This is a genomic window from Methanothermobacter sp. KEPCO 2, from assembly GCF_041228365.1.
Classification (GTDB): domain Archaea; phylum Methanobacteriota; class Methanobacteria; order Methanobacteriales; family Methanothermobacteraceae; genus Methanothermobacter; species Methanothermobacter marburgensis.
The window spans coordinates 1,265,972-1,280,219 of the sequence record NZ_CP166185.1 but is presented as its reverse complement, the minus strand read 5'-3'; the positions used below and the strand labels follow the sequence as shown (position 1 = coordinate 1,280,219).

The following is a 14,248-nucleotide window of genomic DNA, read 5'->3' as shown; positions in this document are numbered from 1 at the left end:
TAGAAGTGTACATCATGATTTTAAGGTCCGCTATCCTGATCATTTCATCCATACTCGTGATACTGGCAGCCATAGGTATACTCAGATTCAGGGACGATATAGAGAGGGTCCTGTATGCAAGGATCCACGTCCTCGGCATTGCCGATGTTGCATGCATACTGGCACTCCTTGCCCTTGGAGAACCACTCCTGGCCGCAACATACTTCATACTGGCACCATTCGTCTCACATGCAATAGCAAACGCCCACTACCATGGGGAGGGGGATTAGATGATAGAATACGTGATAATGATCATAGCCATACTTGGAGCGGTGCTTGCACTGGTCCAGAGGGACCTCCTGAAGGCAGCAATACTCACAGGGGTCCCCGGGGCTGCGATAGCCGCCCTTTACCAGCTGCTACTTGCACCTGATGTTGCACTTACACAGGCGATAGTTGGATCCGCAATTATACCTGTCTTCTTTGCACTTGCTGCTTACAGGACAATGAGAATGGAGGAAGAATGATGATCTCTTTACAGCTGGCATCCCTACTGACAGCAGGAAGTCTCATGGTCATAGGCGCTGTGGCCGTGATATTCATAGACAACCTCATAAAGAAGGTTATAGCCCTTTCATTCATAGCCGACGGCGTTAACCTCTTCCTTGTGACACTGGGCTACAGGCCGGGGGGCATAGTCTACATTTACCTCCCAGGAATGTCAGGGACATGGTTTGCACAGAACGCATCCTACCCGCTGCCCTTTGCACTTGTACTCACAAGCATAGTTATAGGGGCCAGCACCCTTGCTGTGATGCTAGGCATAATAATAATCCTTTACCATAAGCACGGCACCATAAGCGCGTCCAAGGTGCTGGAAGAGTGAAAAATCAGGAGTTTAACAGGTGAGAAATTATGAATCCACTTATACCGGTCATGGTGGTTTTACCGATTCTGTGTGCACTTCTACTTAACCTCCTTCATGGAAGGGACAGAACCGTGAAGGCACTGGCTGTTGCAGTGGCAATCGTGCTTCCAATCATACCCCTCCTTGCAGGGTACGGTGCACATTACTTTGGGGGCTACGCCCCACTATCAGAGAATCCTGCCATTGCATCGGGACTGCCCGACTCCGTAAAGTCATCGTACCTCTACTCGTTTCACCCAGGGATAACATACCTCTTTGGAAGTGCCCAGAGGATATTCCTGCTCATACTATCAATCGTGGCGTTTCTGGCGGTTTTAACATCCCTCAATGAGGTCAGGAAACCTTCAGGCGTCTACGCATTCCTCATGTTTATGGGGACAGCAGCTGTTACAGCCATAGTCCTCACAGATGACATATTCAACCTCTATGTCTTCTTTGAGATAGCGGCACTTGCACAGGTTGGTGTGATACTCTGCTCGGGGGTGGAGCGCAGCTATGAAACCGCACTCAAATACATGATGATAGGTGGAGTGGCAGCCCCAATGCTCCTCCTGGGGGTGGCCATACTCCTTGCACTGACAGGTAACGTTAACATATCAGATATAGTGTTTTCAATGAGAAACGGCCTTGTTAACCCTGGCAGCCCCCTGTTCCTGCTTGCATCATCACTCATACTCTTCGGGTGGCTCTATGGAACTGGGCTCCCACCATTCCACACCATCAAATCAGCGGTCTACAGCAGGGCATTGCCCCATGGGGCGGCACTTCTTCAGGCCTTCTCTGTCTTCACCTTCACAGCCCTTGCACTGGTCATACTGAGAATGTTCTACCATATGCCGCTTGTGAGATGGGCCATGGTGTTCTTCTCACTGGCAGGGATGGTTCTTGGTATAATCATGGCCCTCATGCAGACAGATCTAAGGAGGATGATAGGTTTCCTTGCGGTGGGTGAACTGGGGTACATTGGAATAGGCCTTGGCCTTGGAACCGCAGCCAGCATATCGGCAGGTCTCTTTCAGGCTGTCAACGAGGCCCTCATAACAGCATGCATATTCCTGGGCTTCGGGACAATCTTCTACATGACTGGAAGATCTGACCCTGAGAGGATAGGGGGCCTCATAGCATATAAACCCGGCCTTGCAGGTCTCGTGATGCTTTCAGGATTCATAATGGCGGGTGTACCACCATTCAATGTATTCCAGAGTAAACTGATGCTCATACAGGCATCCATCCAGGCGGGATTCCCTGAGCTGGGTGTTGTGATGATACTCCTCAGCATAGTCACCTTCATGACCTTCCTCAGGGCATTCTATTCGGTTTACCTCAGACCCGAACCTGAGGGAATGGAACTGGAATCAGAATCGGTCCCCAGGTCAACGGTATTCTCACTTGTGGTGCTGATTCTCATATGCACGGCACTGGGACTGGCGCCCTGGATTGCAACATCCCAGTTCACATCACTGATACAGGGTCTTATAATATGAGAGGGGATGAGATGAGCTTCTATGATACGGTAATAGACAGGATAAGGGAATTAACAGAAAAAGATGGTGAGAAGGGAGTAAGCAACATTTCGGCCTCAGCAGCACTCACAGCAGAGATAACCGTAACTGCAGCTGTCCTGATAGCTGCGGTGATGCTGAGGAAGATAAATTTCATCCTCATGGTGTTCACGGTTCTCCTGCTGGCAGTATTCCTCCTGACCTCGTTCCCGCTCTCTGTGAGACTCAGAAGGGAACAGGGGGATGAGTTCAGCAGAATGATATTCTATGCGCTCATGACTCTCGGAATACTGGTTTCAATATTCTACTGGGGTGGTTCAGGTGTCTGAATCCATCAGGGGGCTCATGGCAACGGTGGCCCTTGGACTCTTCGGGGTAACACTCTTTGATGCCATCATTGACCTTAGCAAGGTTATAAACCCCGGGATAAGCATTATCTACAATTACCTCGGAACAAAGATAGCCCCCAACATGGTGACGGTTGTCGTGTTTGACTGGAGGGCCTACGATACACTTGGAGAGGCCCTTATACTTGTCACGGCTGTACTTGTAACCCTTCTGGTATTTGGAAGGGGTAAGGTCCAGATAGGGAGAGATGATGGAGGGAAAGAGAGATGAGTACAATACTTAAGATATTCGCATTCCCAGCAGCAATATTCATAATGTGCCTGGGGATCCTGACAGTGCTCGGGGGCCACATAACCCCTGGAGGAGGCTTTCAGGGGGGTGCGATGGTTGCAGCCGGGTTCATATTCTGTGCAGTCGTATACGGAATCGAAAAGAGCCCCTTCCAGTTTTCACATGAATTCATGTCTGCAATGGAAAGCATAGGGGCGCTTGGATACGTTGCACTGGGACTCTGCGGCCTGTTATTCTCAGGTTTCTTCCTTTACAACCTGGGAGTTGACCTTTATGGCATATCACAGAGTGTCAGCGGCTTCTTCAACTACCCGGACCCGACGCATGCAGGTATAATACCCTACCTAAACATAGTTGTGGGCCTCAAGGTCCTCGTGGGGCTCAGTGCAATTGTAATAACCTTCATGGAGTTCAGGGGTGAAGAGGTCACAGAATAGTGGGGAATCAGGAATGTTTACAGGTCCAATAATCTTCGGGTTTCTACTTGGATTCATACTTGGAAGCAGAATAAGGGATGATGAGTTTCCTGCATCCACCTACATTGTGCTGCTCCTGGTCCTCATCCTGGTGGCATGGAACATCGGCCCATTCCCGTACTACACCGATATCCCCATCGCCACAGGGTTTGCAGCGGCAGCAGCAGGTATAGTGGCGGGTAAACTCTTACTTGGGCGCTGATAATATCATGGGGTTAGTATCATGTTCATATCAACAGGAAAATGTGAGGGACTTGGAGAATGCATCAGGGCATGCCCAACTGAAGCAATAAGGATGATTGATGGGAGGGCCTTCAGCTGCATAACCTGCGGTGCATGCATGGAGGCCTGTCCAAACAAGGCAATACGCAGGAACAGATACGGGGGATACGTGGTTGACAGGGCAAAATGCAACGCCTGCGGTGTCTGTGAGATGACGTGCCCCGTAAACAGCATAAGGATAGAGGACGGTGTCGTTAAGGGCATATGTGCAAGGTGTGGTCTATGTGCGGATAAATGCCCGCTGGGTGCCAGGGTGGATGCATTTGACCTCATAGAGGACAGACAGCTTCGCTTCCTGGAATCGCTAAACCTGGCGGTGAAACCACCGGTGAGAAGAACACCACAGAGCCATGAGGCCACCAGGATAAATGTGATCACAGACCCTGAGAAATGCACCCTCTGCAGGAGATGCCAGTACTACTGTCCAACAGGGGCGATAATCGTTGATACAGATGAGGGAGTATGCACAGAGTGCCGTGTCTGCGAGGATGTCTGTCCTGTGGGGGCAATAGAGGACCTTGAGATAGACCCTGAGAAGTGCACACTCTGCCTCAAATGCCTCAGGGAATGCCCGAGCAGAGCAATATACGTGGATGACTTTGAGGTGAAGATAAGGAGGCCAGAAACAGAGCGCGAGGGCAGCATAGTATCCTGCCTCAACTGCGGGCTCTGCGCCGGAGCCTGTGAAAGGGGCGCCCTGAAAATGGTTGACGGCAAGCTGAGATACGACCCATCCCTCTGCAGGGACTGCGATGAAACCCCCTGCATAGACGCATGTCCTGTCGGAACCCTGAGGATGGTTGACGGGGAACTGAGGGGCTACTGCGTATCCTGTGGCCGCTGCGTCAGGGCGTGTGATGTGAGCAGGGCCCGTGACTTCAAGACGGTGAGATGGGACGGCTCGGTTTCAGAGGACTGCATATCCTGTGGTGTTTGCTCAGAGATATGTCCTGTTGATGCCATAACCCTTAAGAGGGGCTCCATAGAGGTGGACACCGATAAATGCATACTCTGTGAGAAGTGCGGAATCCACTGCCCCGCAGACGCCATACCAAAAACTACCATGAAGAAGAGAAGGATAACAGGCGGTTTCACACTCATAGACCCCCGCCTATGCATCGGATGCGGCCTCTGCCTGGATATATGCCCCGAGGATGCAATATCAAGGGATGAAAGCGGTCTCATGATGGTGAATGAGGATAAATGCATACACTGCGGCGCATGTTCAAACATATGCCCTGCAAGGGCGGTTCTCTTTGAGAGGGAGTTCGGTTTATCAGATTAATGGATGGTGGCTCAGGTGAAGAACATATTAAGGATAATGCTGGAGGGTTCCTACACAAACCTCAAGAGGATACTCTTTGCAGCAGACAGGGTAACGGACATGGAACTGAGAAAAAGGATCCTTGAGGGCACAGTGGAACCAGAACCAAAGGTTGCGGAGGTATCATGTATAGGATGTGCTGGATGCTCAAATGCATGCCCAACAGGGGCCATTGAGATGAAGGACCTTGATGAACCGGTTGAGATAATAGAGGGCCTCATAAAGAAACAGATACCGGTCCTCAACAGTGAAAAGTGTGTTCACTGCTATTACTGCCATGACTTCTGCCCACTCTACGCCCTCTTCGGGGAACCAGGGACCATCCACCCCAATGATGTGGGTGAGGCGGAATTTGACGCCGGAGCCGTACTTCAGAAACCCATCAAGATAAGTGAGGACAAACTGAAGTTCATATCACAGTTCCTGGCGGATAAAAGCGTTATAAAGAGGACCGACACCCTTGCAGAGGCTGCAAGGAAGATGTAGGTGATGGATTATGGGTCTCAAATCATTTTCAAGGGCAAGAGCTGTACATGCAATGCTCGTATACACCGGGGGATGCAACGGCTGCGACATAGAGATAGTGAACGCAGTTCTCTCACCAAAATATGACGCCGAACAGTACAAGATCTTCCTGACATGGAACCCCAGGGAGGCTGATGTACTAATAGTAACCGGTCCGGTCACAAAACAGAACGAGGGGCCACTTAAGGAGATATACAATGCAATACCAGAACCCAAGGCTGTTATAGCTGCAGGGGCCTGCGCTCTGATGGGCGGGGTCTACAAGAATATACATGGGGACATCCCCTCAGAGGAGATCTGCGGCCCAGTGGATAAGGTCATACCTGTGGATGCAAAGGTCCCTGGATGCGCGGTAAGACCTGAAGATGTCCTTGCAGGGGCAGTTGCGGCACTGCCAAAACTTCTGGAGGCAGATTGATAAATCAGGGTGCTTACAATGGATGGAAAAAGGGAGATAATTGAGACAGAAATAACAATGGGTACCGTGCACTCGGCAGCCATAGAACCCTACCGTGTGAGGCTGTTTGTTGAGGATGAAATAGTCAGAGATGCGGAGATAACCGTCGGGGTCAACCACCGGGGAATTGAAAGGATAATGGAGGGTCTTCCTGTGGAGAAGGCCAACAGCCTGACAGAGAAGGTATGCGGGATCTGCTCAGGCGTCCACCTCTGGAATTCAGTCCTGGTGGCTGAGAAGGGCCTCGGCGTGGAGATACCCGAAAGGGCATCCTACATAAGGATAATAGTTGGGGAACTTGAAAGAATCCACAGCCACCTTCTCTATCTGGCCCATGGAAATGAGGTCCTTGGCCATGAAACATTCTCCATGAGGCTATTCTACATAAGGGAGACTGTCATGGAACTTCTGAGGCTCATAGGGGGTAACAGGGTACAGTACGGTGTACCCATCATTGGTGGTATAAGACCGAGGGCAGACCTTGATGAGATGAAGATCCAGAGGATAAGTGAGGGAATGGACTTCATAGAGGAGAAGGTTGAGGCCTTTGCAGAGAGGTTCACCGCCGATCCAATGGTGATGTCCCGTATAACAGGGGTCTGCCCCATAAGCAGGAAGGAAGCACTCAGATTACATGTAACAGGCCCAACACTCAGGGCAACAGGTGTTGAATTAGACATAAGGACTGAAATGCCATGCTATGACCCATTCGAATTTGAGGTCATAACCCGGGATGGTGGAGATGTCAGGGCAAACCTCCTCATGAGGGTCCTCGAGATATTTGAATCCATAAAGATAATAAGACAGGCCCTGAGGGACCTCCCGGATGGAAGGGTTGTTGACAGGAACTGGGAGATGCAGGATACAGGGATAGTGAAGAGTTATGTTGAGGCCCCAAGGGGGAGACTCTACCACTCCTATGCAATAGAGGATGGGAGGGTGAGGGGTTCAATAATAAGGACACCCTCAATGTCAAACATTGGTGCCATGCAGTATGCCTGCATAGGCCATCACATCACCGATGCACAGCTCGGTATAGTGCAGTGCGACCCCTGCTTCACATGCACAGACAGGGCAATTGAAATAATAGACCTCAATGCTGAAAGGTGATCAAAGTGGACGCATCGTATTCAATCATATCTGTCACTGGAACAGTCCTACTCGGATTGATTGTAAGCCTCTGGCTGCCAGGTATTGAGAGGAAATTTGTCCATGCAAGGATACAGCAGCGCATAGGCCCCCCTGTTTCAAGCCCGGGACTCATGGCTGCACTTAAGTTCTTCTACAAGAAGACCATTGAGCCATGCTCACCACTCCCACGCCTCTACAACTCGCTCCCCATTGTAGGGTTCATATCAGCACTCCTCATACTTCTCTTCCTCATACCCCCCATGTACACCTTCGGGGCCCTCGCAAGCCTCGTGGCGGTTGTAGGATTCCTCAAGATAGAGGAGGTGATCTACGTCTTCATGGGTTCACTCTCAAGGTCAGTAATGTCCCTCAGAATGCCATTCCCTGACCTTGCAAAGGGGGCCAAACACCCCAATGTCCAGAGGTACTTCCTTGAGGATCTAAGTGCAATGAGGGCTTTCAGGCTGATTGCATTCGGCTCATTCCCCATATACATCGCACTCTTCGTACCTGCGGTTATGGCTGGAAGCATATCCATTAGGGACATCGTGGCATACCAGGCAGCCAATGGCCCGGTACTCTTCACCCTTGCAGGGGTTATAGGTACCGTGGCATTCTTCATCGGCTACATGATACTCCTCAACGAGTACCCCTTCGCCATACTCAAGACCAAGGCCGATGTTATAGAGGGGCCATACATGGAGTACGCTTCAAAGTACAGGGCATTCGTCTACATAACCAGGGGATTCCTCATGTTCACACTGGGGTGTCTGTTCTCCGTACTTTTCATCGGGGTACCCCCAAACATACTCAGCTGGGGCATACTCGTCAACCTGGCAGCTGCAGTCATATTCCCCATAATCATGGCAGTCTTCAGTGCATTTGCACCGGTATTCACTTTCAAGCAGTTCTACCCGGTAACAGCAGCGGCATCGGTGATAGGGGTCCTGGCACTGGTGGTGGCATTTGTATGAAGGTGATAGCATGAAGATGGTTATAAGACCGCATCACATGATAAGCCTCGGTGGATACATAGTGGAACTGGAGTTCCCCTACAGGAACATCATAGTCGTGAATCCAACCGACGAGCACATCAAGATAGAGGTCCCTGTGTTTGATGAGGACTGGATAGAAGAACACAGGGAACTGGGCCTCAGAATAATACCTGTAAGGGATGAGGATAACTACCTGAGCCTCTGGAGGAGGGAGAAGGCTCTCCTGGAGGCTTCAGATTAAATTTTTTTCGTGGTTTAAATGAGTTCAGCGGCTCTCAGTATAAAGACGGTTGAGAGGCCAGGGGTTCTCAGTGAGATAACCGGCATGATAGCCTCAAGGAACATAAACATCACCTACGCCCACCTTTACGTTGAAAGGGATGGCCATGGCTCCATATACATGGAACTTGAGGATGTGGAGGACATGGAGTCCCTCCTGGATGAAATCAGAGCCTCGGAAACCGTGGTTGATGTCAGGGTGCACAGGTCACTCGAGGAGATCTATGGTAAGAGGATAATCATAATAGGGGGCGGGGCCCAGGTATCCCAGGTTGCCATGGGTGCCATCAGCGAGGCCGACAGGCACAACATAAGGGGCGAGCGCATAAGCATCGACACCATACCTCTCGTGGGTGAGGCTGAACTTGCAGAGGCTGTCAGCGCCGTTGGGAGGCTCCCAAGGGTGGCCGCCCTGGTACTTGCCGGTTCACTAATGGGTGGGGAGATCACAAGGGCCGTTGAGAGGGTTAAAGGTGAACATGACATTATCGTTATAAGCCTCAACATGCCAGGGAGCGTCACAGATGTTGCGGATCTTGTGGTGACAGACCCCATACAGGCGGGGGTTATGAGTGTAATGGCGGTTGCAGACACAGCAGTTTTTAACATCGAAAAGGTAAGGGGTGAAAAATTCTAGCCACCCGAATAAAGGGTAAAAAAGAGTTAGGGCTTCAGCTCATCTCGATAGCCCTTATAAGTTTACTGGCCGCGTTTTTGAGTTCAGGATCCTTTATATCACCACTTTCCCTTATTTTAAGGGCCAGTTCAAGGACCTTTGATACATCTGATGGCTTGAGGTTCTCTGCCATTTCAAGGTATGTCTGGTCCTCTTCGGGTATTTCATCCTTCTTCTTGGCAGCCAGTTCCAGGAGAACACGGCAACTGCTCATCACATCCGGGCTGTCAATATCCTCACACTTTTTAAGAAGCTCCTCCTTCATATCATCACCTTGAATTATTATGTTTTAACGGTTATTTAATTCTAATCATTTTAGGGGCAGTAATGTCGGGGTCTTTTTTACATTCTGATGATTATTGTACAGCGGATTGTGATCTCATGTGGATTTATTGGTGTGCGGGTGACGCTATAATACAGTCATTTTAGCGGAACCTCCCGTGAGCAGGTCTCTGCAAGACCGCAGCTGGCACATTTAGAGGGTTTCACCTGAACTTCAGGCACCTCACCGTCATCCTTTATCCTCCTTATATCATCCAGGATATCGAAGAGGTACTCCCTTCTCCTGTAATCTGCCAGGACGGGTCTTCTCTCACCGGGAAGTATGTATTCTATGAATGAAACCATGGTCTCTGTCTCAAATTCCCTCTCAACCAGGATCGCATGTGCTGTGAGTTCAAGGCTGTCGGCTGGCCAGACACCCCTGAAGGGAGGTTTGGAGGTCTTGATCTTCAGGGGGTAGTAGGAGCCATCAACCAGCTCCATGGTTACACGTCCATGGATCTCAAGGGAGGGATCGTTTATCGGGTAATCCCTGATCAATGGGGGAAACAGCACATGGGCCACCATGTCCCCTGAAAGCCCAAGGGTGCTCATAGCCCTGATTATCCTGTTTGCAATGGCTTCAACCTCAAAGAGCATGAGGTCCATTGTCTTATCCCTTTCAGTTTCATCAAGGCCCCTTATTATCCCCTCGAGGTCCTCCCTGAGGATGGATTCCAGTTCATCCATCCTGATATCCTCGTCAATCTTTCGGGCTCTGCTCTCAGCAGCTGCCCTGAAATCGAGGTAAGTATCCCTTAACCTTATTGCAAACCTGTTACCCGGCTCACTGATCCCCAGGAGTTCACGGAGATATACCTTCATGGGACAGAACATGAATTCAGATATCATGGAAACCGCAATGGACATAGGATTCACCACCATATTATTATTAATTTATTAATAAGTATTAAGTATGGTGGTGGAAACCCCATGGATGAAGGAACTCATGGCATGGGGTTTACGTGATATATAAGCCTGAAAAATAAAAAGAGGAGATTTAAAATAATTAGAGTATTTTAAGGCGGACAGGTTCACCTGTAACCCACTGGATTTCAGATATCTCCCTGATGGCGCTCTGAATGTCACCCTCTGCCGCCTCATGGGTTACTATGTATATGGGTACAGATTTGCCCTCAAGTGCACCCTTCTGTGTAACCGATTCAATGCTTATTTCATGCCTGCTGAAGGCCCCGGCTATCTCATGGAGGACCCCTGGCCTGTCAACTGCATCGAGCCTGATATAGTACCTTGATCTGGTTTCTCGGAACTCCCTTATGGATTCAACCATCCTGACACCGGGTCCTGGCTGCAGCGGACTTTCAGGGTTCAGGGCGATGTCCATACAGTCTGCAACAACTGCACTTGCAGTGGCCCTCCTCCCGGCCCCCTTACCATAGAACATCACAGGGCCGGTGAAGTCACCTGTGATGTATATGCCGTTGAACACGCCATTTACAGATGAAAGCAGGTGTTCATGGGGTACAAGGAAGGGCATGACACCCATTTCCAGCTCACCATCATCCAGAGAGGCCGTTGCAAGAAGTTTAACACTGCACCCAAGCTCATTATTCGCGTATTCAATGTCATCACGCCTTATTTTGCTTATACCCTCCACGTGGAGGTCCTCTTCAGGCACATAAACACCAAAACCCAGTAGAGCCAGTATTATTAGCTTCTGGGCGGTGTCATGACCCTCAATATCGAATGTGGGATCTCTCTCAGCATAACCGAGCCTCTGGGCCTCCCTGAGGGCATCATCAAATTCCATGCCCTCAGAGGCCATCCTTGTGAGGATATAGTTGGCTGTGCCGTTTATTATACCATAAATGGATTTTATCCGGTTGGCTGCAAGGGACTCGTTGAGGGCCCTCAGCACGGGTATGCCCCCACCCACACTGGCCTCGAATGCGATCCTCACACCATTCTCCCTTGCAGCGGCCATTATCTCATCCCAGTACCTGGCTAGGAGTGCCTTGTTGGCTGTTACAACGTGCTTACCATTTTCCAGCGCCCTCAGTATGAAGCTCCTGGCTGGTTCATAGCCCCCTATGAGCTCTATCACGATATCGATTTCCGGGTCATTGAGGATATCATCAGCGTCTGTTGAGAGTATCTCAGGGTCTATTTCAACGCCACGGTCAGTTTCTATGTCAAGGTCCACCACCCTCTTGAGTTTCAGGTCCTTTCCAGTTTTTTCTCTTATGAGGTCATGGTTGGTGTTGAATATCTCCACAACCCCGGCCCCGATTGTTCCAAATCCTATGAGTCCAACATTCACATGAAAACCTCCAATTTAATGAACAGTATAACTTCATCTACTGGTGTTCCTCCACCATCCACCTTTGATGATTTATCGCATTTCAGTTTAATAATAGTTCAGCTTCCCAATAAAATCAGGACTTTTCATAGGTTTTTCTGTTCCTGATGAAAGGGCTAGATGTGGCACCATTCGAAAAGGCTAGATGTGGCACCATTCGAAAAACATGCTCATTTAACCAATATTTTAGGTTTATTTAATAAGGCGGAAAATTATATATTGTTTTTTGTTCAAAATATATCTGAATAAAGTTGGGGGGAGGTGTATGTATAGAAAGGTATTTATTTTGTTATTGGCTGCTTTTTTTGTGGCTGCCCTTTCCGGCACAGCCTCGGGGGCTGTTTACAATGAGAGGAAGGGAGAGGTTTATGACACAATTCAGGGGGCACTGGATGATTGCGGACCTGGCGATAGTATAAGGGTGGATGATGGAACCTACACCGAAAATATCCAGATAGACAAGGAAAATGTGTTTCTCACATCAATAAATAGGGGAGCTGTTGTTATAAATCCAGTTGATCCCAATCGGCCCGTAATCAGCGTAAAGGCAGCAGGTGTTGGTATACGTGGATTCAATATAACCGGTGGCAATGACTATGGAATAGTTGTGAATGCCAGCAACTGCACAGTATCAAGAAACTACATCACCACAGCTGGAGGTATTAAACTTAACGGTTCCTCCAACAGTACAATCATATACAACACTATAACCAGTGGCGGAGACGCAATAGATCTCATAAATTCTTCAGGTAACCTGATCTCACGAAACATTATAACTCTCAGATAGGAGTATACCTTCAGGATTCCTCATACAACACCATATCCCAGAATACATTTGAAGATAACACGTATTCAATTTCCATGAACGGGGCCGCCTTCAACAGCATAATTGATAATAACATGACCGACAATAATTTCGGAATCTACAATTACGGTGTTAACAACACCATAACAGCTAACAGGATAGCTAATTCGATCTGCTCCAATATTTATCTAACCGGTAGCGATAATAGCATCTACGGAAACTATCTCATAAACGGTTTGTATTCCTTCGTAGCAGGTAACCGCCTTAACAACACAGAGATAGGTAACTACTGGTCATATTACTCAGGGAATGACACCAATGGGGATGGACTGGGTGATGTACCAACAACCCATGGAGACCAGAGGCCCCTCATTGTTGACCTTGCGGTGATTGATGCCACAGTAACACCCACAAACATTCAGGTGATTCTAAGGAACAACGGCAGGGCCAACCTCACACGCATAGACCCCACAGGACAGTTCATGGTTAAGATAAACTGTGATGGCAATGAAACGGTGCACTACATAAACGCACTCAATTACGGCGAGACACAGACCATAACAAGGCCAGTGGGCCTTGGGCCAGGTATCCATGTTGTCAACATAACAATCCCCTACAATGGCACAACCCAGCTTCTGGAGGGCAAAAATATAAGGGATGCCTGTATAAGCAACAACAATCGCACAGTGAACAGGGAGCTGATACAAGCCACTATAACCTACGGTAACCTCGCTGTAACACCTTTGAAGGGAATTGAACCATTAAATGTTACTGTAACGGTTGAGATCACAAATATCGGTGATTTTTCAAAGGATGAGATTGTATTGCTGGTTGTGGATGGCGCTATAGTTGATCAGGAGACTGTTGAGGTTGCTGGACAGTCAACGGTTACGGTGACATTTAGTGTCCTTCTTCAGAATGGAACCCACAGTGTGACTGTAAATAACATGACACCGCTTAATGTTACAGTCTTCAAACCATTACGTGTCCTCTCAGTTGACCCGGCCAACGGCACCCTTTCAGTTTCACCAACCAAGAAGATTGTTATAACCTTCAGTGAGAATATCCTCAACGGTACTGCCTATGATAAAATAACTGTCAAAACATCCAGCGGTGTCTCCAAGAAGATTTACAAGACCATAACTGGTAACAGGCTCTACATTACCCCTGTTGGGGGATGGAGCGCCGGTGTCAGGTACATAATTACGGTGCCCAGGAACTCAGTTAAAACTGTCAATGGGGTTACCCTCACCTCGGATTTCAGTTCTTCCTTCACATCCGCAATTGCTGTGACCTACATTGACCCGAAATATGGTGCGACAAGGGTTTCAAGGACCAAGATTATTGTTATAACCTTCAGTAACAGTATAATTGCGGGGCCGGCCTACAGTAGGATAGCGGTTAGAACATCCACTGGAGGGATGAAGTCCATCAGTAAGAGAATAAGCGGTAACAGGCTCTACATAAAACCTGTTGGCAGCTGGCGTGCACGTACAAAATACATCATTACTGTTCCAAGGACTGCAGTTAAGACCAGCACAGGTAACATGATGGCAGCGGACTTCAGATCAGCATTCACCACGGTTTAATAAACCCACTTTCTTTTTTA

20 protein-coding genes are annotated in these 14,248 nt (G+C 48.9%); 17 read left to right on the top strand and 3 right to left on the bottom strand.

Going from position 1 to position 14,248, the window contains the following annotated elements; translation table 11 throughout:
* Positions 1 to 14 precede the first annotated feature (14 nt).
* From AB9H23_RS06765 to AB9H23_RS06695, 15 genes are read left to right on the top strand one after another with little or no spacing between them, the layout of a single operon-like run.
* Positions 15 to 269, top strand: coding sequence for a DUF2109 family protein (locus AB9H23_RS06765; RefSeq protein WP_160323501.1), 255 nt, complete (start codon positions 15 to 17; stop codon positions 267 to 269).
* Positions 270 to 506 (top strand): DUF4040 domain-containing protein, encoded by a 237-nt coding sequence (locus AB9H23_RS06760; protein ID WP_013296425.1) that lies wholly within the window; start codon positions 270 to 272, stop codon positions 504 to 506.
* Complete coding sequence (locus AB9H23_RS06755; protein WP_171770416.1) at positions 506 to 865, top strand: cation:proton antiporter subunit C; 360 nt, start codon at positions 506 to 508, stop codon at positions 863 to 865. Before AB9H23_RS06760 ends, AB9H23_RS06755 begins: the two co-directional genes overlap by 1 nt.
* A gap of 29 nt (positions 866 to 894) precedes the next feature.
* Positions 895 to 2,391, top strand: a complete 1,497-nt coding sequence (gene ehbF / locus AB9H23_RS06750; RefSeq protein WP_370004594.1) for an energy conserving hydrogenase EhbF — start codon at positions 895 to 897, stop codon at positions 2,389 to 2,391.
* 11 nt (positions 2,392 to 2,402) lie between these two features.
* Positions 2,403 to 2,738: a hypothetical protein gene (locus AB9H23_RS06745; RefSeq protein ID WP_013296422.1), complete on the top strand. Its 336-nt coding sequence runs from the start codon at positions 2,403 to 2,405 to the stop codon at positions 2,736 to 2,738.
* Positions 2,731 to 3,027 carry an energy-converting hydrogenase B, subunit H gene (locus AB9H23_RS06740; RefSeq protein ID WP_013296421.1) on the top strand — a complete coding sequence of 99 codons (297 nt, stop codon included), beginning with the start codon at positions 2,731 to 2,733 and terminating at the stop codon, positions 3,025 to 3,027. Before AB9H23_RS06745 ends, AB9H23_RS06740 begins: the two co-directional genes overlap by 8 nt.
* A complete protein-coding gene (locus AB9H23_RS06735; protein ID WP_013296420.1) occupies positions 3,024 to 3,485 on the top strand; it encodes an MnhB domain-containing protein in 462 nt (153 codons plus the stop codon). Before AB9H23_RS06740 ends, AB9H23_RS06735 begins: the two co-directional genes overlap by 4 nt.
* 13 nt (positions 3,486 to 3,498) lie before the next feature.
* A complete protein-coding gene (locus tag AB9H23_RS06730; RefSeq protein ID WP_321211178.1) occupies positions 3,499 to 3,726 on the top strand; it encodes an energy-converting hydrogenase B subunit J in 228 nt (75 codons plus the stop codon).
* Between the two features lie 21 nt (positions 3,727 to 3,747).
* On the top strand, positions 3,748 to 5,091 hold the full coding sequence (locus tag AB9H23_RS06725; RefSeq protein ID WP_370004593.1) for a 4Fe-4S binding protein: 1,344 nt from the start codon (positions 3,748 to 3,750) through the stop codon (positions 5,089 to 5,091).
* A gap of 15 nt (positions 5,092 to 5,106) precedes the next feature.
* On the top strand, positions 5,107 to 5,616 hold the full coding sequence (locus AB9H23_RS06720) for a 4Fe-4S dicluster domain-containing protein (RefSeq protein ID WP_370004592.1): 510 nt from the start codon (positions 5,107 to 5,109) through the stop codon (positions 5,614 to 5,616).
* 10 nt (positions 5,617 to 5,626) lie between these two features.
* Complete coding sequence (locus AB9H23_RS06715) at positions 5,627 to 6,073, top strand: NADH-quinone oxidoreductase subunit B family protein (protein WP_013296416.1); 447 nt, start codon at positions 5,627 to 5,629, stop codon at positions 6,071 to 6,073.
* Between the two features lie 18 nt (positions 6,074 to 6,091).
* Complete coding sequence (locus tag AB9H23_RS06710) at positions 6,092 to 7,222, top strand: nickel-dependent hydrogenase large subunit (protein WP_370004591.1); 1,131 nt, start codon at positions 6,092 to 6,094, stop codon at positions 7,220 to 7,222.
* 5 nt (positions 7,223 to 7,227) lie between these two features.
* Positions 7,228 to 8,217 (top strand): respiratory chain complex I subunit 1 family protein, encoded by a 990-nt coding sequence (locus AB9H23_RS06705; protein ID WP_370004590.1) that lies wholly within the window; start codon positions 7,228 to 7,230, stop codon positions 8,215 to 8,217.
* A gap of 10 nt (positions 8,218 to 8,227) precedes the next feature.
* Positions 8,228 to 8,479 carry an energy-converting hydrogenase B subunit P gene (locus tag AB9H23_RS06700; protein ID WP_370004589.1) on the top strand — a complete coding sequence of 84 codons (252 nt, stop codon included), beginning with the start codon at positions 8,228 to 8,230 and terminating at the stop codon, positions 8,477 to 8,479.
* Positions 8,480 to 8,497: 18 nt separating this feature from the next.
* Complete coding sequence (locus AB9H23_RS06695) at positions 8,498 to 9,154, top strand: DUF5612 domain-containing protein (RefSeq protein ID WP_370004588.1); 657 nt, start codon at positions 8,498 to 8,500, stop codon at positions 9,152 to 9,154.
* A 34-nt stretch (positions 9,155 to 9,188) separates the two neighbouring features.
* Here AB9H23_RS06695 and AB9H23_RS06690 read toward each other — a convergent pair whose 3' ends face one another.
* The 3 genes from AB9H23_RS06690 to AB9H23_RS06680 form a co-directional block, all read right to left on the bottom strand.
* Positions 9,189 to 9,458 carry a hypothetical protein gene (locus tag AB9H23_RS06690; RefSeq protein WP_013296411.1) on the bottom strand — a complete coding sequence of 90 codons (270 nt, stop codon included), beginning with the start codon at positions 9,456 to 9,458 and terminating at the stop codon, positions 9,189 to 9,191.
* 155 nt (positions 9,459 to 9,613) lie between these two features.
* On the bottom strand, positions 9,614 to 10,384 hold the full coding sequence (locus AB9H23_RS06685; RefSeq protein ID WP_370004587.1) for a Dna2/Cas4 domain-containing protein: 771 nt from the start codon (positions 10,382 to 10,384) through the stop codon (positions 9,614 to 9,616).
* 139 nt (positions 10,385 to 10,523) lie between these two features.
* Positions 10,524 to 11,795 carry a homoserine dehydrogenase gene (locus AB9H23_RS06680; RefSeq protein ID WP_370004586.1) on the bottom strand — a complete coding sequence of 424 codons (1,272 nt, stop codon included), beginning with the start codon at positions 11,793 to 11,795 and terminating at the stop codon, positions 10,524 to 10,526.
* 304 nt (positions 11,796 to 12,099) lie between these two features.
* Here AB9H23_RS06680 and AB9H23_RS06675 point away from each other — a divergent pair, with 304 nt between their 5' ends.
* Positions 12,100 to 12,621 (top strand): nitrous oxide reductase family maturation protein NosD, encoded by a 522-nt coding sequence (locus AB9H23_RS06675; RefSeq protein ID WP_013296408.1) that lies wholly within the window; start codon positions 12,100 to 12,102, stop codon positions 12,619 to 12,621.
* Complete coding sequence (locus tag AB9H23_RS06670) at positions 12,618 to 14,228, top strand: Ig-like domain-containing protein (RefSeq protein ID WP_370005973.1); 1,611 nt, start codon at positions 12,618 to 12,620, stop codon at positions 14,226 to 14,228. Before AB9H23_RS06675 ends, AB9H23_RS06670 begins: the two co-directional genes overlap by 4 nt.
* Positions 14,229 to 14,248 lie beyond the last annotated feature (20 nt).